Annotated in this window: 16 protein-coding genes and 2 tRNA genes; 4 read left to right on the top strand and 14 right to left on the bottom strand. The window is 36.6% G+C overall.

The window, feature by feature from the left end; genetic code table 11:
* Positions 1 to 101: 101 nt before the first annotated feature.
* The 13 genes from PI20285_RS03300 to asnB all read right to left on the bottom strand — a co-directional run bounded on the left by PI20285_RS03300 (position 102) and on the right by asnB (position 15,319).
* The gene (locus PI20285_RS03300) at positions 102 to 446 is read right to left on the bottom strand and encodes a YlbF/YmcA family competence regulator (protein ID WP_057772436.1); all 345 of its coding nucleotides are present in this window, start codon (positions 444 to 446) and stop codon (positions 102 to 104) included.
* An 80-nt stretch (positions 447 to 526) separates the two neighbouring features.
* Positions 527 to 2,680 (bottom strand): PBP1A family penicillin-binding protein, encoded by a 2,154-nt coding sequence (locus tag PI20285_RS03295; protein WP_057772434.1) that lies wholly within the window; start codon positions 2,678 to 2,680, stop codon positions 527 to 529.
* Between the two features lie 158 nt (positions 2,681 to 2,838).
* On the bottom strand, positions 2,839 to 3,303 hold the full coding sequence (locus PI20285_RS03290) for an arginine repressor (protein WP_057772432.1): 465 nt from the start codon (positions 3,301 to 3,303) through the stop codon (positions 2,839 to 2,841).
* A gap of 66 nt (positions 3,304 to 3,369) precedes the next feature.
* Positions 3,370 to 4,068, bottom strand: a complete 699-nt coding sequence (locus PI20285_RS03285; protein WP_082623226.1) for a Crp/Fnr family transcriptional regulator — start codon at positions 4,066 to 4,068, stop codon at positions 3,370 to 3,372.
* Positions 4,069 to 4,181: 113 nt separating this feature from the next.
* Positions 4,182 to 5,303 (bottom strand): aminotransferase, encoded by a 1,122-nt coding sequence (locus PI20285_RS03280; protein ID WP_057772428.1) that lies wholly within the window; start codon positions 5,301 to 5,303, stop codon positions 4,182 to 4,184.
* 363 nt (positions 5,304 to 5,666) lie between these two features.
* The gene (locus PI20285_RS03275; protein WP_236698815.1) at positions 5,667 to 6,329 is read right to left on the bottom strand and encodes an EAL domain-containing protein; all 663 of its coding nucleotides are present in this window, start codon (positions 6,327 to 6,329) and stop codon (positions 5,667 to 5,669) included.
* A gap of 309 nt (positions 6,330 to 6,638) precedes the next feature.
* Positions 6,639 to 7,301, bottom strand: a complete 663-nt coding sequence (locus PI20285_RS03270) for an EAL domain-containing protein (RefSeq protein WP_105782182.1) — start codon at positions 7,299 to 7,301, stop codon at positions 6,639 to 6,641.
* Positions 7,302 to 7,756: 455 nt separating this feature from the next.
* Positions 7,757 to 9,445, bottom strand: coding sequence for an arginine--tRNA ligase (gene argS, locus PI20285_RS03265; RefSeq protein WP_057775071.1), 1,689 nt, complete (start codon positions 9,443 to 9,445; stop codon positions 7,757 to 7,759).
* Positions 9,446 to 9,736: 291 nt separating this feature from the next.
* A tRNA-Gly gene (locus tag PI20285_RS03260) sits at positions 9,737 to 9,807 on the bottom strand.
* A 99-nt stretch (positions 9,808 to 9,906) separates the two neighbouring features.
* On the bottom strand, positions 9,907 to 10,614 hold the full coding sequence (locus PI20285_RS03255; protein ID WP_057775068.1) for an aspartate/glutamate racemase family protein: 708 nt from the start codon (positions 10,612 to 10,614) through the stop codon (positions 9,907 to 9,909).
* A 5-nt stretch (positions 10,615 to 10,619) separates the two neighbouring features.
* Positions 10,620 to 11,876 carry a carboxylate--amine ligase gene (locus PI20285_RS03250; RefSeq protein ID WP_057775065.1) on the bottom strand — a complete coding sequence of 419 codons (1,257 nt, stop codon included), beginning with the start codon at positions 11,874 to 11,876 and terminating at the stop codon, positions 10,620 to 10,622.
* On the bottom strand, positions 11,876 to 13,420 hold the full coding sequence (locus tag PI20285_RS03245; RefSeq protein ID WP_057775062.1) for a UDP-N-acetylmuramoyl-L-alanyl-D-glutamate--2,6-diaminopimelate ligase: 1,545 nt from the start codon (positions 13,418 to 13,420) through the stop codon (positions 11,876 to 11,878). Before PI20285_RS03245 ends, PI20285_RS03250 begins: the two co-directional genes overlap by 1 nt.
* Before the next feature lie 18 nt (positions 13,421 to 13,438).
* Positions 13,439 to 15,319 carry an asparagine synthase (glutamine-hydrolyzing) gene (gene asnB / locus PI20285_RS03240; protein WP_057775060.1) on the bottom strand — a complete coding sequence of 627 codons (1,881 nt, stop codon included), beginning with the start codon at positions 15,317 to 15,319 and terminating at the stop codon, positions 13,439 to 13,441.
* A gap of 328 nt (positions 15,320 to 15,647) precedes the next feature.
* On the opposite strand from asnB, the gene PI20285_RS03235 reads away from it, so the two are divergent.
* The gene (locus tag PI20285_RS03235; RefSeq protein ID WP_082623316.1) at positions 15,648 to 16,835 is read left to right on the top strand and encodes an MFS transporter; all 1,188 of its coding nucleotides are present in this window, start codon (positions 15,648 to 15,650) and stop codon (positions 16,833 to 16,835) included.
* A 78-nt stretch (positions 16,836 to 16,913) separates the two neighbouring features.
* A complete protein-coding gene (locus PI20285_RS03230) occupies positions 16,914 to 18,740 on the top strand; it encodes a heavy metal translocating P-type ATPase (protein ID WP_057775058.1) in 1,827 nt (608 codons plus the stop codon).
* A 62-nt stretch (positions 18,741 to 18,802) separates the two neighbouring features.
* On the opposite strand, the gene PI20285_RS03225 is transcribed toward PI20285_RS03230, so the two are convergent.
* Positions 18,803 to 19,462 carry a deoxynucleoside kinase gene (locus tag PI20285_RS03225; RefSeq protein WP_057775055.1) on the bottom strand — a complete coding sequence of 220 codons (660 nt, stop codon included), beginning with the start codon at positions 19,460 to 19,462 and terminating at the stop codon, positions 18,803 to 18,805.
* A 333-nt stretch (positions 19,463 to 19,795) separates the two neighbouring features.
* Between PI20285_RS03225 and PI20285_RS03220 the strand changes: the two genes are divergently transcribed.
* Together PI20285_RS03220 and PI20285_RS03215 are read left to right on the top strand one after the other, a co-directional pair.
* A tRNA-Leu gene (locus PI20285_RS03220) sits at positions 19,796 to 19,879 on the top strand.
* A gap of 173 nt (positions 19,880 to 20,052) precedes the next feature.
* Positions 20,053 to 21,336, top strand: coding sequence for an ISL3 family transposase (locus tag PI20285_RS03215; RefSeq protein ID WP_010620868.1), 1,284 nt, complete (start codon positions 20,053 to 20,055; stop codon positions 21,334 to 21,336).
* Positions 21,337 to 21,429 lie beyond the last annotated feature (93 nt).

Here is a 21,429-nt window from a genome sequence, read left to right as displayed (position 1 = left end):
AAAAATACTTCCTCACTTCATAAAAAAAGGGTAAGAACAAATCATTAATTTGCACTAACCCTGTTCGTATTTAAAATACGCTTTTTTTAAATTTTCAATTTTTAATCGTGGTATAAATTTTGAACTGGTTTGGTAATAATTTGATTAATATCATTCAAAAGTTGATTTAATCCACGTTCCTTATCCATCAAATTCTTAATCACATCAACGTCGCCAACTTGAGAAGCAATTTCACGTGCATGAGCCATCTCGTCGTCACTTAGCTCTTCACCATTCATTTGCTTCTGCTGTAAATTTACTTGCACCTCTTGAAAATCCTTGAAAAGGTCATATGCTTTCTGATCTTTTTTCATCTCTGCATATGCTGCAACTAAACTCTTATATTCAGTTGTTTCCCGGAGCTCTTCTTCCATCTGGTTCGCGGTATCATAAATATTAACAGCCATTGTCTTCCTCCTAGATGTTTTACTTTTATATTGCTATTGTATCATACCCAGCCTCGTTTGATCCTTGCATTTAGCCAAGTTTATTGCCCAATAAAGCTTTTTGCCTTGTCTAACCACTCGTTGGCTTTTTCCTTAACTGAATCTGTACCCTTAGAAAAGTTCTTTTCTGCACTAGAAGTGCCATTTTTGATAGAATCCCATAAATTGGATGAACCTGATCCAGAATTTTCGGCAGCTGCCAAACTAGAAGCATTGCTAGTGCCAAATTCAGTACCAGCAGTATTCGGCAAAATACTTTCCATTTCAGACTTAAATAGTGAGCCCAACCCTACACCACTTAGATTTTCCAAATGATTAGTTTTGGTCGTATCATCGAAACCTTCCCAAGTAGCAACTACCATGTCAGGCGTATAACCAACCATCCATTCATCGCCAGTTGCATCACTACTTGAAGCTCCGTCAACCTCTGTACTTCCAGTCTTTCCAGCAATTGTGTAATTTGCGGGCTTGGCACTTACCCCAGTCCCGTAAGAGTCACTATACACTCCAATCATCATACTGGTCATTTCTTTAGCTACTTTCTTAGAGATAACCCGTTTTTTCTGAGTTTTATTGTTCACAATTGTTTTACCTGAGGAGTCCACAATCTTTCGGATGAATCCAGTTTGGGCTAATTCACCATTGTTAGCAAAAGCCGTATACGCGCTAGCCAATTGATAAGGTGAAATTCCCGTCGTCAATCCGCCTAATGCAAGTGCTAAATTTTTATCGCTTTTGTTCAAATTCAAGCCAAAATTCTTAGCAGAATCATAGCCTTTTGAAACGCCAATTTTGTTTAACAACCAAACAGCTGGTGCGTTACGACTTTCAGCTAGTGCTTTGTACATAGGAATGGTGCCATCATATTGCTCATTATAATTTGCAGGACGATATTTATTTGTTCCATACGATTTTAATTTATCCTGCAAAGTAGAATCATAAGAATAACCGCTACTCAAAGCCGGCGCATAAGCAACAATTGGTTTTAAAGTTGATCCAGGTTGCCGTTTAATCTGTGTGGCCCGATTAAAGCCTCGGAAAACATGCTTACCACGTCCACCAACAACAGCTGCAACCCCACCCGTTTTCGGATTAATAGCAATTGAAGCAGCTTGAACCTTGGTTCCATCAGAGGCGTTATTCGGAAAATAACTTGAATTCTTAAACTGGGTTTGCATACTCGTTTGATCAGATTGATTCAAGTAAGTATAAATTTTATATCCATGATTCATGATGTCAGATTCCGTTAATCCATAACGACTGATTGCCTCGCTGATAACTGCATCAAAATAATAAGGATATTTGTAATCACTCGTATTCGTATAACCGTTATAGGTCGTAAGTTTTGTGTTTTGGTAGGCTTTTACCTGAGAATCGGACAATTTATTATTTTCACCCATTAATTCTAGGACAACGTTCCGACGTTGCTTAGAGGCTGCTGGATGATCATCCGGATTGTACGCACTTGGGGATTTTAAAATTCCTGCCAAAACTGCTCCTTGAGGAACTGTTAACTCACTTGCAGAAACACCAAAGTAACGCTTTGCAGCATCCTGAATCCCCCAAACGCCATTACCAAAGTACGCATTATTTAAATACATTTCCAGAATTTCTGATTTAGTATATAAATTTTCTACCTCAATTGAGAGGAAAAGTTCCTTGGCCTTTCGTGTAAAAGTCTGTTGTTGTGACAAGAGCGCATTTTTAACAAGTTGTTGGGTCAGCGTACTTCCTCCACCACTAATATAATTGCGATGCATCACTTTGTTTACAGCATATAGTAACGCGGCTCGTCCAATTCCCTTTACAGAAAATCCATATTCTTTGTAAAAATTACGATCCTCCGTAGAAATTACGGCATTTTGAACATTCACTGATATCTTGCTCAGGCCAACCCACGTTCCTTTTTGAGAATATAAGGACCCTGCTTTGTTATTTTTTGAATCATAAACAACAGTTGTTTTTTCCAACGCATTTTTAAGATTACCTACATCAGCCGTCTTAGCCTGATAAGTTAAATAGCCACTCATAATAAGAAAAAAAGTCAAAAACGCAACAATTAACCAGCGCGTCAATTGAAACCTTTTCCAATATCGTTTTAAAAATGCGTGTAATCGACGCCAATAAGGAGCTAAAAAATGTCCAATTTGTTTTAATCCCGACTTTAGCGAAGAGAAAAATTTATTTGTTTGCATAAGAATCTCCGTTTTTATTAATGATAGCTGTATTGTATCACACTTACCATCACAGACTTTACATCCGGCACAAGCCTTAAAACACCTTTAAAAACTTACCTCAGAAAATCAATTAAAATAGAGCAAAAACTGAGTTATCAGTCCTTGCTCCATTAAATTTATTTTCCTTCATCAGGTAAATATTTTGATAATCGTTGATTCAACTGAGCAGCTAATTCTTGATTAGGGCTAAAAACTACAATTGTATCAAATCCCGCTAAGGTACCAACCACTTCCGGCATTTTTGTATCATCAAAGACGGCCGCCAAACGATTACCATCATTTGACGCAGTTTTTATAATATTTACAAATTGAATTTGATCAATTTGCAATGCCGTTTGTTTAAAGGTACGAAAAAGTAAGCTAGTTGGATCTTCAGTAGAAGACTGAAAAATCATATAACGTTGAACACCTTGACTATCCGCTGACTTAACAATATGCATTTCACGCATATCACGTGAAATCGTAGCTTGGGTAGCAACAACGCCACGGGTCTTCAGCAAGTCCATAAGATCATCTTGTTTGGCTACTAATTGATTAGAAATAAGATCTGCTATAATCTTTTGCCGTTCACTTTTCTTCATTCTTACACTTCACTTCCGTGTTAACTATCCTAAGTATACCAAACATCAAAATAGCAAAACAAGTCGTTAAGTTTCAAACGTAAAATCCAGAAAAAATAAATACTTGTCGGTATAACTAATTTTTTCAGCCCTTACCAGCTCTCTGATAACTAAACTGGTTGTTTTGCGATTAACTCCACAAAAGTGCGAAAGTTCTTTAATTGTAATTGGAAATGGAATTTGGCGACCATCCTTTAAATTATCATCTGAACCAAATTGCTCATTTATCGACCGCAAAGCTTGCTCAATTTTTCCTTTTGCAGAGGAATTAGAAGTTCGTTGAAGAAAGGTCTCGGTTTCTGCTATTACATCATCCATTTGCTTCGTTATTTTTAATGAAAATTGGTGATTTGAATATCTAAGTTTATCAAATAGACTTCTTGGAATGTATACTACTTCCGCATCCGTTAGCGCAGTAGCCGTGTAATAATAAGAACGGTCCGTATCCATTCCTCTTAATGGAAACACCATTTCAGGACAAAGAAACGACATAAAAGAGGAACCGCAGTAGCTATTAACTGACTCCGTTTTGAAGAATCCCTTCTTTAAAAAGAAAGTATAATTACGCACATCATACTGATCAATCAGGTGTTGACCTTTCTGCACTTGTTTAAATTGCATATTTTTTAACACTTCGGCAAGCTCTGGTTTACTAAGCACTTTACACTCATGAGTCTGTGATAGATACCTTTCATAATTACCTTTATTTCTGGGATCAGTCATCATTAACCTCTTTCACTATCAAATTATAATGTTTTCCATTATCCCAGAAATTATTATGAAAGCAAAGTAGTAGAATTGATACTTTACTCTGTAGTTTTACTATCAAAATCCGTAAATTATTGACATGCTTTCAAAAAGCCAGCTAATTCTTCTAATCCTTTTTTCAGAGTGTCCGTATCCGTGCAATATCCAACTCGAGCATGGCCCGGCATATCAAATCGATTCCCCGGAACTAATAAAACACCGGTTTCATCTAATAAATTCCGACAAAAAGTCTCATCATCCATCTCGATATTAAGCTTAATGCAGGCTGTTGAAACCTGTTCAGGCATAATAATGTCAACTTTTTCCTGAGAATCAACCCATTTACGTAGAATTTCATGATTACGCTTCACAATCTTCTCATTTCGTAAAAGAATTTCTCGGCGGTTTCTTAAAGCAACACAAGCTAATGTGTCATTAACAACTCCCCCAGAAATCATGGTATAATCTCGATATTTTCGGAAGATATCGGCTAATTTCGACGATTGTGTTGCTACCCAACCAATTCGTAATCCAGGTACTGAATAAGTCTTAGACAGACTATTCACAGAAATTCCTCGTTCATAAAGATCTGCCACCGACATAAACTGATCAACTTTATCTACCGGCTGATAAACCTCATCTGCCAATACATATGCACCCACTTCTCTTGCCAACGTCACAACTTGCTTTAGTAATGACTCTTTGAGGAGGCTGCCCGTGGGATTTTGTGCATTATTCAAACAAATCATTTTTGTTTTCGGAGAAATAAGTTGCTTCAATTGTTCAATATCTGGTTGCCAATCAAGATCTTCTTGAATATCCCAGTTATCAACCTTTACACCTAATGACTTCGGAATATCGTAAAGCTGCTGGTAACTTGGATATAAGGAAATAATCTGATCACCTGGATTTAACAAACTAAATAGTACTAGGAAGTTTCCACCTGTGGCACCATTTGTTTGTAGAATATTTTGACTATCAACGTTAGCATAAAGTTCAGCAACTAATTGTTTAAATTCAGGGGATCCTTCAATCCACCCGTAATTTAATTTTGTATCTAGATATTTTGTGATTTGTTCGGTTGGGTCCTGGCTATCAAACTTTAGTAACTCCCCCAATGTTAGTGACTTAATTGTACTTTGTGAGATATCGAGCCGAGCCGCTTTTTCATTTTCGTTTAGCCATTCTTCAACCCCAAAACCTTTAATTTCCATAATTTATCCCTCCCGGATGAACTTCGGCTCAATACATTCTCAACAGAAATATTATACCAAGCTTACAATTTACATGATGTCCTTTTTACCCATGCAAAATGTGTAACCTTTCCCATTTTGCATGGGTAATTTCAACGTTAAAAAAGCATTCTCTCAATTTTTATATTCTTTTATACTATTATCTTGAATATCTTTCCTATATTTTTTGCCGCATTTATATCTAGTCCATTCAAAAAAATACTATAATTTTTCTAGTCTTAATTAGTATATCATCAAAAATTCTCAATTAGAAATCTACTTTTAAGACCAGATTTTTAACAAATAAAAAAGACTCGTTTTAAAACGAATCCCCCTAAATTACCTTTAATAAAATTGTTGTGGTCGATCGTAATAGAAGCCTTGACCATATCCCACAGCTAGTTGTTGTGCAACTACTAAATCCTCTTCTGTTTCAATACCTTCTAGCACAAACTTTTTTCCTTGAAAGTTTGCTAGTTGCTGCCAGAAGTAGAGTTTGTTGTAGGCTTGCTTTAATTCTGCTTTAAAATTTTGCAAAGCAAATTTTAGCTCACTCACAAAAGGCAAGATAGGCTTTAACATTTCAAACTGATTAACACCTGTCCCAACATCATCAAGGCTAAGCTTCAAACCATTGCTTGTTGCATACATTGCAGATCTGAGTAACTCCACATCCATAATCATTTTTGTGTTAGCCCGTTCAGTTAATTCTATCGTTAGTGTGTAATCTGGCATCTGGTTATGAACTTTAATTAGTGCATCCAGCATCTTTCGATCCACAAATTGTTCATGATCTAAATTAACCATAATTCGAGATTTGGAAGGCAAGTGTTCCATTGCTTCACTTACAAGTTCTGCGAAAAAATCTGGACTTAATAAACTAAAATTGGTTGGCACTTGCCATTCATCATTCACCAATTCGCGGAGTAATAATTCATAGCCATCCACCATGCCATATTCAAGATCATAGCAAGCTTGACGTAATAAACGATATTTTTTATTTTCCATTTTTTACCACCTTCGTATTTGTCTTCTAACCTAATCCATCAACTTAAAATTAAAATTAAATTTACAGTAAAAATCAAATTACGAGTTTTCATCTTGGTAACTCGCTTCAAATAGTCCGAACAACTTAGTCACAGTTGTTTTTCTTCCTGACAGTTAAATTACGCCCCTTAACTTTAAAGACGTGCAATTACTATTATAGCGTAATAAGCTGCTTATTTGTATCCCACACAGTAATTCCTATATATATTTTAAAAGAATGAAGTTCTCCCCCAACAAAAAAAGAGCCCTCAAATGGCTCTTTCTAATTAATTAATAAAACTTTTGTGGGCGATCATAATAAAACCCTTGACCATATTTGATGTCCAACTGTTGCGCAATAATCACATCTTCCCTAGTTTCCATTCCTTCTAACACAAACTTTTTATCTAAATAATTTGCTGTTTGGCTCCAAAAGGCAAGTTTGTTATAAGCTACATTTATTTCTGGCTCAAAGTTTTGAAGCGCAAACTTTAGTTCTGCCACATAAGGAAATAACGGCTTCAAAATCTCAAACTGATTAACACCAGATCCAACATCATCAAAACTAAGCAGTAATCCTTTGCTTGTCGCATACATCGCAGACTTTAGTAATTCTACATCCATAATGGTTTTGGTGTTATCACGCTCTGTTAATTCTAACGTCAAACTGTAATCTGGCAGTTTTCTATGAACATCAATTAAGGCATCCAACATTCCCTGATCGACAAACTGATCATGGTCTAAATTAACCATTATTTGCGATTTAGAAGGTAAATGTAGCATGGCGTCGGTGACAATTGTGGCAAAGAATTCTGGCGTCATCAAACGAAAACTTTTTGGTACTTGCCATTGCCCGTCCACCCGCTCGCGCATTAATAATTCATATCCTTCTACCATGTCGTAACGAATGTCATAACATGTTTGCCGGAAAAAACAATAATCCTCAATTTTCATTTTTCCTATCCCCTATTTATCTTTTACTAAAAGATCAAAACTGCGTCATATTTTGTGAAACCTCATTGTTCTTAACTTTTCAAACAGAAAAAACAATTAATTGATAACGCTATTATAATCTTTAAGAACTTTTTTATCGACCCCTACTTAATAACAAATACGTCAATTATTGCATGAACTACTTAGAAATTTTCGACTCCCAATTATTATTACAAATCAAAGCAAACTGCCATGATAAGGTAATAGTATCCTATACTGATTTTAATGTTAATATAACTCATATAGTTTACCACAATTAACACCGAATGAAAGACACAAGTTTTAATGGCTTCGCTAATCACTAAAGTTAATAATTAAAGTTGGCTTAAAATTGCTTGAAATCCAACAAAGAGATCGTACCTTTCTTAAATGCTTAAATCAAAAAAACACTAACGAATTTCGTTAGTGTTTTTTGCTTACATTTCTTCTGGGGACTGTACACCTAACAAGCTGAGGGCATTTTCTAAAACAACACTGACACTCTTAACAAGTGCCAAACGTGCATTTAGTTGCTCATCTTTTACCAATACTTTTGAATTTGCATAGTATTGATTAAATGATTTTGATAAATGAAGTGCATATTTTGCGATGATTGATGGTTCATACTCTTTAACCGCACGCAAAATTGTATCAGGATAGTTCTGTAACTGTTTCAAAGTTTCCCAGGCATTCGGATCTGCCAGCTTCAAACCATCCGTAGTTACTTGATGTTCTGCTTTCCGTAAGATACTTTCTGCACGCGCCCTTGTGTACTGAACGTAAGGTCCTGTTTCACCTTCAAAACGTACAACCTCATTCAAGTCAAAATCAAAAGAATTCATTCGTTCATTTTTAAGATCGTGGAAAATTACGGCTCCCACACCAACTTCGTGAGCAACTTTATCTGCATTAGCCAAATCAGGATTTTTATCTTGAATCTGTTTTTTGGCCAAATCAATTGCGTCATCCAAAACCTTATCCAAAAGAACCACCCGACCTGAACGAGTTGATAGTTTCTTTCCGTTTAAGGTAATTAAACCAAATGGGACATGATGAATATCATCCGACCAGTCAAAACCCATTTCCTTCAGGACGGCCTTTAATTGTTTGAAATGGTTAATCTGCTCCGCTCCAACCACATATAAAGACTGTGAAAAATCATAAGTTCGTTTACGATAAATGGCAGCTGCCAAATCACGTGTGATATAAAGCGTTGCCCCATCAGTTTTCTTGATCAATGCTGGATTTAAATTGTACTTGTCTAAATCAACAATTTCAGCACCTTGGCTTTCTTTTAGAAGGTTTTTATCTTCCAAAATTTGAACAACCTCGTCCATCTTATCATTATAGAAAGCTTCACCCTTGAACGAATCAAATGTAATTCCTAATTTATCATAAATTTGTTTAAAGGAGTCCAGAGATACAGAACGGAACCACTCCCAAAGTTTTGTGGCTTCCTCATCACCCTCTTCAAGCTTCTTAAACCACTTACGAGCCTCGTCATCAAGTTCAGGATGTTCCTGGTCTTCTTTATGGAAACGCACGTAGTATTCCAATAATTTATTAATTGGATCCGCCTTAACCTCTTCTTCACTACCCCAAAGCTTGTAGCCTTCAATTAGCTTACCAAATTGCGTTCCCCAATCGCCTAAATGATTGATTTTAACTGGTTGATAGCCAGTTTTAGCCAACAAGTTTGCCAACGCATTTCCGATAACCGTTGAGCGTAAATGCCCCATTGAAATTGGTTTAGCAATGTTTGGTGATGACATATCAATTGGGACCTTGCCATTATCACCAACTGTAGCATCCCCAAAATGATCCTCTTCAGTCAAAACAGTTTGTAAAATTTCAGAACTGAAGGCACTTTTATCCATGAAAAAGTTCACATAAGGGCCTGCAGCTTCAACTTTTTCGTAATCATTTTGATTAATTTTATCAACTAAATCCGTCGCAATCATTTGTGGGGCTTTATGCATAGTTTTTGCTAACATAAACGTTGGAAAAGCAAAATCACCCATTTTACTTGTCTTAGGAACTTCGACTTTTTCATAAACTACTTGTTCTTCAACTTGCCCCTCAAGAGCAGTAACAATGCTTTGTGCAATCTGTTTTTTATAATCCATGGTGTTTCCTCCTATTTTGTCTACTAATCAGCTATTCCAGAACCATTCTTACACTTCTATGTGAAATAGTATAAAGCTAAACACTTTTTCAAAATTCTCCATAAAAAAGTCTCTTACAAATAAACATTGTAAGAGACGAGTTCACCCGCGGTACCACTCTAATTGATTTTAAAAATCCACTCAATTTCTTTAGTTGTAACATAAAAGTACGTTCCCTGAGATCTCTTATTCGGCTCACATCATTCCGAACTTGCTTTAAAGAAACTGATCAAGTACTACTCTTTTATGGAAAGCGGGCAACGGGAATCGGACCCGCGACGCAAGCTTGGGAAGCTTGAATTTTACCACTAAACTATGCCCGCAAATACAAAAATAAGTATAGCATATTGGGTCCCTTTTGTCATGGCTGATTTGCTCTATTAAGCCTAAAGGACACACTATTACCTATTTTCTTTTTAAATCTATTTTCGTAATTTATCGGCCATTTCAATTGATTTATCAACCAAAATAGATTGCGAATCAGCAATTGGAAAAGTTGTTTCAGGTGCCAACTCTTGCGCATAAGACAGTTCTGTACACCCCAAAATAACAACTTCGGCATCTTGTTCTTCAACCATCTTTTTAATGATCGTATGGAAAAGCTCCCCATCAACCTTGTTTTGATTTTTTATGTCGTCAAAGATTAATTGAGTTGTTAATCGTTGAATTTCTTCAGTTGGCTTAACAACTTTTAAATTTTGTCGTTCCAATTCACGATCATAAATGCCATCTGTGGTTGTTCCCTTAGTTCCGATGACCCCTATCCGTTTAGCATTGGGATAGTTCTTTTTGATATCATTAACTGTTTCTCGGGGCATATGCACAATCGGCACTTTCGTAGCTGCTTGTAAATCATCATAAAAATAATGAGCCGTGTTACAAGCAATTACAAAAAAGCTTGGTTTCAACAAAGTTTGCTGTTGAATATCTTCCAGTAAATCAGGCAACGGGCTTGGTTGTGAATGATCCATCAGATAAGTTGATCGATCTGGAACTGTTGCGTGATTTACTAAAATATAATTAAAATAATCTTGATCTCGATGAGCTGGAGTCCGTTTATTTAATAAACGTAAATAACTCTCGGTTGCTGGAGTCCCCATTCCACCAATAATCGTAAAAAAGTCTTTCATTTAATTCATCCCTTATTTTCTTCAAAATAACGATCGAAGTTTTTCGCATAATTATGATTCATCCACGTTAAAAGTGTCCATCGTTTTAGATTCATGTCCTTTGCATAAAAGGCCGTCATCCCATAACGCTTTTGTTTAATCAAGCGTAATGCAGTCTGCTTATCCTGATTATCACGCGTGTATTTTTTAAATACTCTAATGGGAACACCCAACCACAACTGGTGCATTTTTTCATCCCGATTAGCATAAACTGTTGGTTTATTGGTCAAATCCTCAGTCACATAATCATCTACAACCCATTTAGCCAAATTGTAACCATTTAATGTCACAAAGAAACTGCTACGTCCTTGCCGTAAATTAATCTCAAACAGCTTAAAGGTCTGATCACGTGAATCATATTTCAAATCAAAATTAGCATATCCGGTAAATTCGATTTTTTCCAAAAAGTCTTGGATCGTTTTATAAATTGTTGCGTTATATTCAGGTAAAATGGCCACATAATTTCCAATGGCAGAAGGAGCTGCATCTTCAAGCAACGGATGTCCTAGACACATCATTTTTACTTTATGATTTTGATCAACATATGCATTCAATACTCGCATATTACTATCATCACCTGGAACAAAATCCTGCAAAATCAGATCAGATGTATAGCCATTGTCGTAAATTTTACCGACAATTTCATCAAACTCAGCTCTGGACTGAATTCGAAAAGCCTTCTTGCGACCTTCAAAATGGATATCTAACCACTCCACACTGTTTGCAGGCTTTAAAGCGACTGGAAAATCAAAAGGCTCTTCAATTGGTTCTGGACTTTCATACTCCGCTTTTGTAATAATCTTTGTTTTGGGATAAGGCAAATCAAATTCATCACAGATTTTATAAAAACGTTCTTTATTATTTAACTTACGTAATAGGTCATAGTCGACATAAGGACAAATAAAAGTTTTGGAAAGTTCTTCTTTATGTTTAGAAATAAGCTCTGCATAGCCATCGCCCATTCCAAGTAAAATAACTTTTTCGGGTCGATTTTCATAACGCTTGGCAATTTTCTTCATGGCTTCAAAAAAATCAGGATCTTCCGAGAACCCCGGAATTAATTCTAAATCAACAATTTTTGTAAAACGCGTTGGTGCTAATTGCATCTCCGCAAATGCTTTAACCTTTTTACCCGTCATTTTATAAAAAGAACGAGCCATCCCATAAGCATTAAAGTCACTTCCCAATAAAATGGGAATAAAATCAGTTTTCGACGTCTCCATTATGCCAGTCCTTTCAAAACTTCTTTTGCTACCACTGTGTCCGTTGGCCAAGGGGTATCAACACCCTTAACTTTTTGATAAGGATCTTCTCCCTTGGCCGCCAAAATAACAACATCTTCTGGATGACTAAGTAAAATTGCTCGTTTAATGGCCTCATAGCGATCCACTACTTTTTCAACTTGCACTTTTTGATGATCCACATAACTATCAATTTCTTCAATAATGTCGGCAGGATCTTCAAAACCAGGATCATCAGCCGTTAATATTGCGATGTCTGCGTGGTCAGTCAATGCCTTACCAAACCCTTTGCGCCTTGAAATCCCCTTATCACCAGGGCTACCAACCACAACAATCAATCGTCCCTTCGGATATTGGCTTCGTAAAAAGCTGAGCAAAGCGTTCATACTTGCGTAATTATGCGCATAGTCTACATAGATCACCCCGTGCTTCTTGGACTGAATTGATTCCATCCGTCCCGGGACCTTAACCTGTGATAAGAGATCATGAGCTTGTTCATAAGTCACACCTGCGACACCAACGGTAATCAATGCAGCAGTGGCGTTACTTTGATTGTAGCCGCCAGGCATGCTTAGCACATAACGTCCATCAATTTGTAGTGTCTTTGCTTTCTTGGTATGTGACTTCAATTCGATTTCATCTACTTGTAAATCATCGCGGTCATTATGAAAAGTAAAATCAATCGGAACTTCTTCCGCAAGTTTAGCAGCTGATTTTTTGTATAAATAGATTTTTTCTGGATCCGTGGTTGCCCGTGCTGCTTGATAGATTTCTTCAAAATGATCAGTTTCAGCATTAATTACGCATACCTCTGAATTTACAAGCAATTGTAGTTTGCAATGCAAATAATTTTCAAAAGTCGGATGTTCATTACGTCCAATATGATCTGGGGAAATGTTCAAAAAGACCCCAACATCATAGTGAAGACCATAAACGCGGTTTCGCAAATAAGCTTGCGATGAGACCTCCATCACAAGGGTGTGCATGCCGCTGTCAACAGCTTCGCGCATATCATGAAACAGATTTAGTGATTCAGGAGTCGTTAAATCAGACTTGAATTGTTGTTCCGGTTTTGGACCAACAATCCGATCAATTGTTGAAAATAAGGCCGTTTTGTCTTCAGTCGTTTCTTTAAGAATATTATGCGCATAATAGGCCGAAGTTGTTTTCCCTTTTGTTCCTGTAAAAGCAATAATAAATAAATCGTTTTGCGGGTACCCGTAATAAGCGGCCCCAATTAGAGCCATTGCCTTGGAAACATTACTGACAATAATTCCACACATTGCGGGTACATTATCATAGAGTTGTTCCGCAATATAGACGGTTGCCCCTTGAGACTGAGCATATTCCAAATAAGCAGGTTTAAAATTACCTTTACAGAAGAACAAATCATTGGCGCCGGCGCGACGAGAATCATACTTAACTCCCGTTATTTTTTGATGATCGCCTTCCACATTATTTACTATCTGTTTCAGTAAATGATGTTCTTTTAAAATTGTGGTGATTTCGGCAATCTCAAGTGCCATTTTTTTCATCTCCAACTTTTAAACCTGGGTGCGATGAACTAGCTTACTTGTTGTAGCAGTTGTATTTTCTGGGAAAAAGACTTCATACCACAAAATAAACGTATAAATCGTGAAAATCTTTTGCATACTGGATTTGCCATTAATATGTTCATGCAAAATATGCATCAATGCTTCCGGCTTAAAGAATTTCTTGGCTACATCAGAATTAAAAGCTGTTTCGATCCGTTTACGATATTTATCTTCTTTAATCCAACTGGCAATTGGAGATGGAAAGCCCATCTTTTCTTTTTTAGCGACTCGTTCAGGCAATTCACTTTCAGCTGCCGTTCTCAATGAAATTTTAGTTTCATCCTTATGAATTCGGGTATTAACTGGCATCGTAGCCGCAAACTTCGCCACTTCTTTGTCTACTAATGGAGTCCGGACTTCTAAAGAGTTCGCCATACTCATACGATCGGCTTTATGCAAGATATCAAACGGCAACCAAGTATTAATATCGAAGTATTGCATTTGGGTCATTTCATCTTTGCCTTTAACTTCATCAAAAATATGTTTCGTATACTCTCCAGAATCCACGTTAATGCTTGGATCACGCAAAATTTCATCGCGTTCATGCTTATCAAACACATAATTAACTCGGTAATAGCGTTCACTTAACGGCTCGGCACCACGCACTAAGAACCGTTTACCGTGAAAACGAGGAAGATTTTGAACTAATTTTGCTAACCCCGTGCGAACAAACTGAGGAACCCATTTTTGATATCTCTCAAATGGAAAGGCCTCTAAATAGGTATTATAGCCCCCGAAAAATTCATCAGCCCCTTCGCCAGATAACGCCACCTTCACATGCTCCCTAGTTCCTTTTGAAAGGTAATACAACTGCATAGCAGAAGGATTAGAAAGTGGTTCGTCCATGTAATACATGATAGTTGGCAAAATATCAAAATAATCATCGCCATCCATAGTTAAGGGCGTGTTTTGTTGATGAATCTCTTTAGCAAACTCAGTTGAATAACTTAGTTCACTATATTTAGAATCGTTAAATCCTAACGAGAAAGATTGAATTGGCTTAAGCTTTGCAGCCTCTGCTAACACATAGCTGGAATCGATCCCGCTTGATAAAAAGCTTCCCACTTCAACATCGGCAATCATATGAGCTTTTACTGAATCTTTCACAATTCCGCGAATTTGTTTAGCGTCCCCTTCGACGGTTTGTGAATTATCAATGTGGTCATAATTAAACTTGTAGTAAGTATGAGTTTCTGTTTTACCATTTTTATGCAAAAAGTATGTTCCTGGTAAAAGCTTAAACACGTTTTTAAACATCGTTTCTTTTGAAGGAATAAATTCAAAACTCAGATGAATTGGTAACAGACGTTCGTTAAACTCTTTTACAAACTTTGGATGATCCAAAAAGGCTTTAATTTCTGATCCCCAAAGGAAAGAAGTCCCGTCATCATAATAATAAAGTGGCTTGATTCCGAAATGGTCACGTGCCCCAAAGACTTCTTTTTTCTCCATGTCATAAATAACAAAAGCATACATTCCTCGTAGCTTCTGCAATAATTCAGGTCCCCAAGCATCATATCCATGAATCAACACTTCAGAATCCACATCGGTCTGGAATTTGTAGCCAAGTGCTTTTAATTCTTCACGAATTTCTTGATAATTATAGATTTCACCATTAAAAGTCAAAACTTTCGTCTTAGTTGCATTTAGCATTGGTTGTTTTCCATGTGCTAAATCAATAATTGACAAACGTCTGAACCCTAATGATGCATCTTCATTTTGAAAATAGGCTTCGTCATCAGGTCCACGATGCTTGATCCGATCTGCCATTGATTTGATCACGTCAGTGTCGACGTCAGTTTGATTTAAGTACCCCACAAATCCACACATAATTTATATAGACCCCTCAATTAATTAATTTTTAAATAAAGTTATTTTTCGATTTTTATCCGATATTTTTTAAATTACCGTAACAGAAATATTTTACCAAATTTACGGCTATAATACTACCACAGCCAAAAACTCTTAGTGTCTTTGCAAACTTTTAATGGCTTTCTTTTTTCATTGCTGGCACAAGTAAAATCTTGTGGGCTTCTAATCAACTTTTAACATTTAAAATTGATTATTTCCACACACACCCCTTCAGCCTGGATTTGCTTTGGCTCTTAAAAAGATTTGAATTAAAAAAGTTGATATGCAATAGTATTATTAATACTTTATGAGCGAAATAAGTAAAAAATTAGAAAGTGTGTTGAAAAATTTGAAAAATAAATTCGTTCTTCTTACAAATATGCTTGTCAACATGGGCATTGGCCTTATCATGCCAATCACAACGCTTTATATCCATGGTACCTTAAATAAAAGTTTAGTTACGGCGGGTTACGTCTTGTTTTGTTTTTCTGGTGCCATGATGGTCGGTAATTTAATCGGTGGAAAACTATTTGATAGTTGGAAACAATTACCACTCATGTATATCTGTGGCTCAGGAATTGTTTTGGCTCTCCTATTGGTTGGTATTTTTCCGCAATGGCCTATCTATCCTGTTTTGATCACGTTATATGGGCTCTTTTTAGGTGGCCTAAATTCGTCAATTAATGGTTATATTGCCTTTTTACAAGTTTTTGATCCAAATATTTTTAATAACGGTTACTGGTTCGCTAGTTTAGGGATGGGATTTGCAACTTTCTTATCTGGTATTCTTTTTGGAATTAATATCCGCGTCGTTTTTTTCAGCTCTGCCATTCTTTTTCTACTAACTACACTAATCATCCGACTTACCTTTCATCCTATAAAAAAACATGAGAAAACTGAATCAGTAACAGATATTAAACCCAAAACTGATCATTCTTTTCTAAATGTGATCCTCATTTGTCTAGTTATGATTATTATCTGGATTTGTTACGAACAATGGAACAGTAATGTTTCAGTCTTAATGGTGGCAAAACACATTTCCATTCCTAAATACAGCATGCTCTTCACAATCAGCACAATTGAAGTTATTTTAATACAGCCCTTTATGAATCGTTTCTTTAAGCCAAGTTTTAAATCTGAAAAAAAGCGGATAATTCTAGGCCTCTTAGCTTTTGCCTGTTCTTACTTATTCATCGTCAACGCTGAAAGTTATTGGCGCTTTGTGGCAGGCATCACCATGGTCACGTTGGGTGAAATGCTGGCATTAATCGCCATCCCAGCCGTTTTAAACCGTTATGCAGAAGATCATAATCGTGGCACCATCCAATCACTAGGTAGTTTTGCTGGTTCTATGGGTCGTGCCTTAGGACCACTTTTGGGTGGCTACTTTATTACCGGATTTGGCTATAACTGGACATTTTTAGCCATGTTTATCATTCATATTTTACCGGTTATCCCAGTATTTTCTCTAAAGCTCAACAAACAAAATAAATAATTATCTGGCTGGTATTTTTGAACAACTACGCTTATAATGTATTTAGAATCATTCTAAATACAGAGGAGCTGCTTATTTATGAAACATTCCACCAAATTCGCATTAGTTTTAGGGCTAGGTATTTTAGCATTAATTTTAGAATTCATTTTTCATTTCCCCTTAGCGGCACAAATTATCATTACAGCCGTCGGAATTGTCATTTCTTTTTCAATGTTGTTAGAAATGATCAAAACTCTTCGTGCAGGTAAATATGGTGTAGATTTATTGGCCATTACAGCGATTATTGCTACTTTAGCGGTTGGTGAATATTGGGCAAGTATCGTGGTCCTGGTTATGCTAACTGGCGGAGATTCTCTGGAAGACTATGCCGCTCACAAGGCAGGTAAGGAATTACAAACCCTTCTAGATAATTCTCCACAAACAGCGAACGTTTTAATGAACGAACATTTAACCGTCAAACCGGTAGATGAAGTATTAGTGAATGATCAAGTCGTTGTTAAACCTGGTGAAGTCGTCCCAGTTGATGGTGTGATTTTATCAGGAACTTCCATTTTTGATGAATCTTCGCTTACCGGTGAATCTAAACCGGCCAATAAAAGTCTTGGGGACGACTTAATGTCGGGATCTGTAAATGGCGATGGGGCAGTGACAATGAAAGTCACAAAACTCGCAGCAGATAGCCAATATCAAACAATTGTCAAACTTGTCAAAAATTCAGAAGCACAACCAGCTCATTTTGTTCGTTTAGCTGATCGTTATGCAATTCCATTCACCCTTGTTTCTTATCTCATCGCGGGTGTTGCTTGGTTTGTTTCAAAAGATCCTGTTCGTTTTGCTGAGGTTTTGGTTGTGGCCTCACCTTGTCCCCTCATTTTAGCCGCACCGATTGCCCTTGTTTCTGGTATGAGTAGTGCTAACCGAAACGGGATTATTATAAAAAATGGTACAGCTATTGAAAAACTAGCCACAACTAAGACCATTGCGTTTGATAAAACAGGTACTTTAACAAAGGGTATTTTAGCAATTGACAAGATTAAGAATCTTCCCCCATTTTCAGAAACAGAATTTCTAAGCTTAACCGCTAGTGCTGAACAACAATCAAGCCATATTCTAGCTCGTTCAATCGTAAAGGCCAGTGATCCACACAGTTTAATGCCAGTCTCACATATTAAAGAGGTCACTGGAATGGGGGTCACGGCTCAAGTGGATGATCACCAGATAAAAATTGGTCGGAAAAAGTTTGTCACTGATCAGAATTTTGATTCACCAAGCCAGACTGCGATTTTTGTCGCAATTGACGATCAATTTGCTGGGTATATTACATTCTCCGACCAAATCAGACCTGAAGCTGCCGTCACAATTTCACAGCTAAACAAATTAGGAATTCAAAACACATTAATGATCAGTGGTGATCAAAAAGCTACCGCTGATGCTGTTGGTAAACAAATTGGAATTTCAAAAGTCTATGCCGAATGTCTGCCTGAAGATAAAATTACCATTTTAAAGGACCAAGAAGACCATTTGCGGCCTGTCACAATGGTTGGTGATGGTGTGAATGATGCGCCCTCTCTAACGGTAGCTGATGTCGGGATTGCCATGGGTGCTCGTGGTTCAACAGCTGCAAGTGAATCAGCAGACATTGTCATTTTGAAAGACGATTTGGGTCGGGTCGCGCGGGCCCTTAGCATTTCAAAATATACAATGAGAATTGCTAAACAATCCGTGTTGATTGGTATTTTCATTTGTATCGGGTTAATGTTGATTGCGGCGACCGGAATTATCCCAGCGCTCTTGGGTGCTCTTTTCCAAGAAGTTGTTGATACGGTAACCATTCTCTGGGCCCTGTTAGCTCACCGAAATAGTACTCAATTAAAACAAATCATTGCTGAACAAAAAAATAATTAAACAAAAAAGTTATCCATAACCGATTTTTATAAAAATCGATTATGAATAACTTTTTAATTACGCTAAATTGCTTCTTCAACACTCTTAGGCGCGCGAATTTTTTCTAAAGCTGCATCAATCTGCCCTAAGACAGCATCAACGTTCTTGGGATTTTCTAGATCATACTTTTGTAAATCAATTTTAATTTTTGGGCTTGCATCATACTCTTCATACCAGTCCTTATAAGCCAACCACATTTTGCGATAATAATCTTCGAGATCTGGATTATTATCAAACTGTTCATAATCGCGGCCTCGTTTTTTTATACGATATAAGATCGTCTCGAAATCAGTTTCGGCATACACCATCAAATCTGGTGCTTTTTTTGGAAGGTCATTTAGCTCATTCATCATATTATCAATGAGACTTGTATAGACACCAAATTCAGTATCTGTAATGTTTCCCTCTTTATTATTTTCTCGTGTAAATAAAGCATCTTCATAAATTGAACGATCCAAGACATTATTATCATCGGAAAGTGCCTTTTTGATCATCGCAAATCGCTTGTTCAAGAAATAAATTTGTAGTAAAAACCCGTAACTTTTTTGGTCAGAATAATAAAGTGGTAAAACGGGATTGTCCCCCACTGGTTCATAAAATGCTTTTGATCCGTAGTGTTCTGCAATCTTTCCAGTTAATGTTGTCTTTCCAACACCTATCATTCCTGCTGTAATTATCACCATACAAGGCCCCTCTTTATCTTTAATCAATATTCAGTATAGCATAAATCATTTGCATACAACATCTTGTGTTTTAACTAAAATTATGTTTTTTGTACTAAATGGCTAAAATCATTGATTACAACCATTCTTTTAATTACACCTAACCCAATAGCTACAAACATGCAGGAATAATCATACCATATTTCCACGCTAAATTTAGAGAAAAATATATTATTATGTTAACAAATTCAAGACAAACAAAACATGCTGATTTGAAGGAAATTTTGAGGCGCTTAGTTGTTTGGAGAGGCTTTCCATTTTTCAGAATATAGTGTAAAATGATTAGTGTTGTTTGCCCCAGTGGCGGAACTGGCAGACGCGCAGCGTTCAGGTCGCTGTATGGGCAACCATGTACAGGTTCGAATCCTGCCTGGGGCATATAAAAACATCATAAAAACGGCTAGATTTTCTGGCTCTATACTTTTTCCTGTTGATGAACTACCAATGTGGTAATCTATTAACAGGATTTTTTTGAAAAAAAAAGAGGCCCACAGGTCCCCACACACAAAAAAATCCACCCACTACAGCATCATCAAAGGATGTGAGAAACCATGAACCCTATAGATAATAATATAAAATTTTCACTCAGTATTAAAGACCCAAATGTTATTTTTTTCAGTTATAAGCATCAATTCATAAAATCAAAACCTGCTAAAGTCTATGTTGCCAATGTAAAAGCCACTTATACAAGGTGTCCTCAATGTGGTTTTGAAAACTTTAGTCATAACGGACACTATGTGTCACGCGTTTCATATCCGTCGGCCAACGCTAGTGAGCCCGTCTATCTTGAACTTCATAAAGAACGATTAATCTGTAAAAATTGTGGAAACTCGGTAATGGCAACAACAGACCTCGTCAATAAGTATTGTAATATTTCCAAAGCTACCAGACAAAAAATATTCATGCATCTTCAGGATGATCGTACTCAGACTAGTATTGCTTTAGACAATAGTGTTTCTCCCAGTACCGTTTGTCGCTATTTAGACAACTATGATGATCTATTTCGGAGAAATTATCATTCTTTACCTGAGCACTTATCTATGGATGAATTTCGTGGTGTTGGCGGCGATTTCCACTTTCTTTGTATTAACGGTGATGGTGATCATGAAATTCAACAGATCCTACCGGATCGCTTTAAACAAACTATTATTGATTACTTTAATAAGTTTGACAGCACCGCTAGAAAGCAAGTAAAGACAGTTTCTCTGGACCTTAATAGTTACTATCAAGATATCGCCAGATTGGTATTTCCAAATGCCAAAATAATTGTCGATCGTTTTCATATTGTTGCGATGATGACTAGATCTTTTAACCAAAGTCGCGTTCAAATTATGAAAGAATACAAGAAACAATCCAAGGAATATCGGATGCTTAAATTCTCCTGGAAACTTTATTTAAAACACTTCGATGAGCTTGAGATTAAAAAAACATTTTTCGATCGACACCTTAGGAAACAAGTAACTCAACTCGAAAGAGTTCAGTTAGGTCTAGATGTTGATGAAAGACTGTTAAATACTTATAACGCCATGCAAGGCATTATGATATGTCTTAAAAATCACGACAAAGATGGTCTTGTTCAATATTTATATAACAACGATAAGCTTAGCTCGCAAATGAAAGATGTTTTAACCACATTTAAAAAGAATCTTGAAATAGTCCTCAATGCCAGTGAATCAAAGTATTCTAATGGTCCAATTGAAGGGATCAATAGAATGATTAAGCAAATTCAAAGAACTGCCTTCGGTTTCCGAAATTATCACCACTTAGTTTCAAGAGTTAAATTACAACAAATGAGAACCAAACCAAACAAAAAGACACTGTTAGAAGTTGCATAACTTCTAACAGTGTCCCAAATTCATCTATCAACAGGATTTGACAAAGAGCCGATTTTCTTTTAATACAAGAAGACCTAGCCGTTTTTATATTTT

Source organism: Pediococcus inopinatus (genome assembly GCF_002982135.1).
In the GTDB taxonomy this organism is placed as follows: domain Bacteria; phylum Bacillota; class Bacilli; order Lactobacillales; family Lactobacillaceae; genus Pediococcus; species Pediococcus inopinatus.
Note: the sequence above shows the minus strand (reverse complement) of the source record. Positions and strands in the feature narration are given on the sequence as shown.

What these genes read in the sequence shown, in the direction of transcription:
- PI20285_RS03300 (WP_057772436.1), bottom strand. Translation starts at nt 446, where the DNA reads ATGGCTGTTAATATTTATGATACCGCGAACCAGATGGAAGAAGAGCTC.
- PI20285_RS03295 (WP_057772434.1), bottom strand. Translation starts at nt 2,680, where the DNA reads ATGCAAACAAATAAATTTTTCTCTTCGCTAAAGTCGGGATTAAAACAA.
- PI20285_RS03290 (WP_057772432.1), bottom strand. Translation starts at nt 3,303, where the DNA reads ATGAAGAAAAGTGAACGGCAAAAGATTATAGCAGATCTTATTTCTAAT.
- PI20285_RS03285 (WP_082623226.1), bottom strand. Translation starts at nt 4,068, where the DNA reads ATGATGACTGATCCCAGAAATAAAGGTAATTATGAAAGGTATCTATCA.
- PI20285_RS03280 (WP_057772428.1), bottom strand. Translation starts at nt 5,303, where the DNA reads ATGGAAATTAAAGGTTTTGGGGTTGAAGAATGGCTAAACGAAAATGAA.
- PI20285_RS03275 (WP_236698815.1), bottom strand. Translation starts at nt 6,329, where the DNA reads ATGGAAAATAAAAAATATCGTTTATTACGTCAAGCTTGCTATGATCTT.
- PI20285_RS03270 (WP_105782182.1), bottom strand. Translation starts at nt 7,301, where the DNA reads ATGAAAATTGAGGATTATTGTTTTTTCCGGCAAACATGTTATGACATT.
- argS (WP_057775071.1), bottom strand. Translation starts at nt 9,445, where the DNA reads ATGGATTATAAAAAACAGATTGCACAAAGCATTGTTACTGCTCTTGAG.
- PI20285_RS03255 (WP_057775068.1), bottom strand. Translation starts at nt 10,614, where the DNA reads ATGAAAGACTTTTTTACGATTATTGGTGGAATGGGGACTCCAGCAACC.
- PI20285_RS03250 (WP_057775065.1), bottom strand. Translation starts at nt 11,876, where the DNA reads ATGGAGACGTCGAAAACTGATTTTATTCCCATTTTATTGGGAAGTGAC.
- PI20285_RS03245 (WP_057775062.1), bottom strand. Translation starts at nt 13,420, where the DNA reads ATGGCACTTGAGATTGCCGAAATCACCACAATTTTAAAAGAACATCAT.
- asnB (WP_057775060.1), bottom strand. Translation starts at nt 15,319, where the DNA reads ATGTGTGGATTTGTGGGGTACTTAAATCAAACTGACGTCGACACTGAC.
- PI20285_RS03235 (WP_082623316.1), top strand. Translation starts at nt 15,648, where the DNA reads ATGAGCGAAATAAGTAAAAAATTAGAAAGTGTGTTGAAAAATTTGAAA.
- PI20285_RS03230 (WP_057775058.1), top strand. Translation starts at nt 16,914, where the DNA reads ATGAAACATTCCACCAAATTCGCATTAGTTTTAGGGCTAGGTATTTTA.
- PI20285_RS03225 (WP_057775055.1), bottom strand. Translation starts at nt 19,462, where the DNA reads ATGGTGATAATTACAGCAGGAATGATAGGTGTTGGAAAGACAACATTA.
- PI20285_RS03215 (WP_010620868.1), top strand. Translation starts at nt 20,053, where the DNA reads ATGAACCCTATAGATAATAATATAAAATTTTCACTCAGTATTAAAGAC.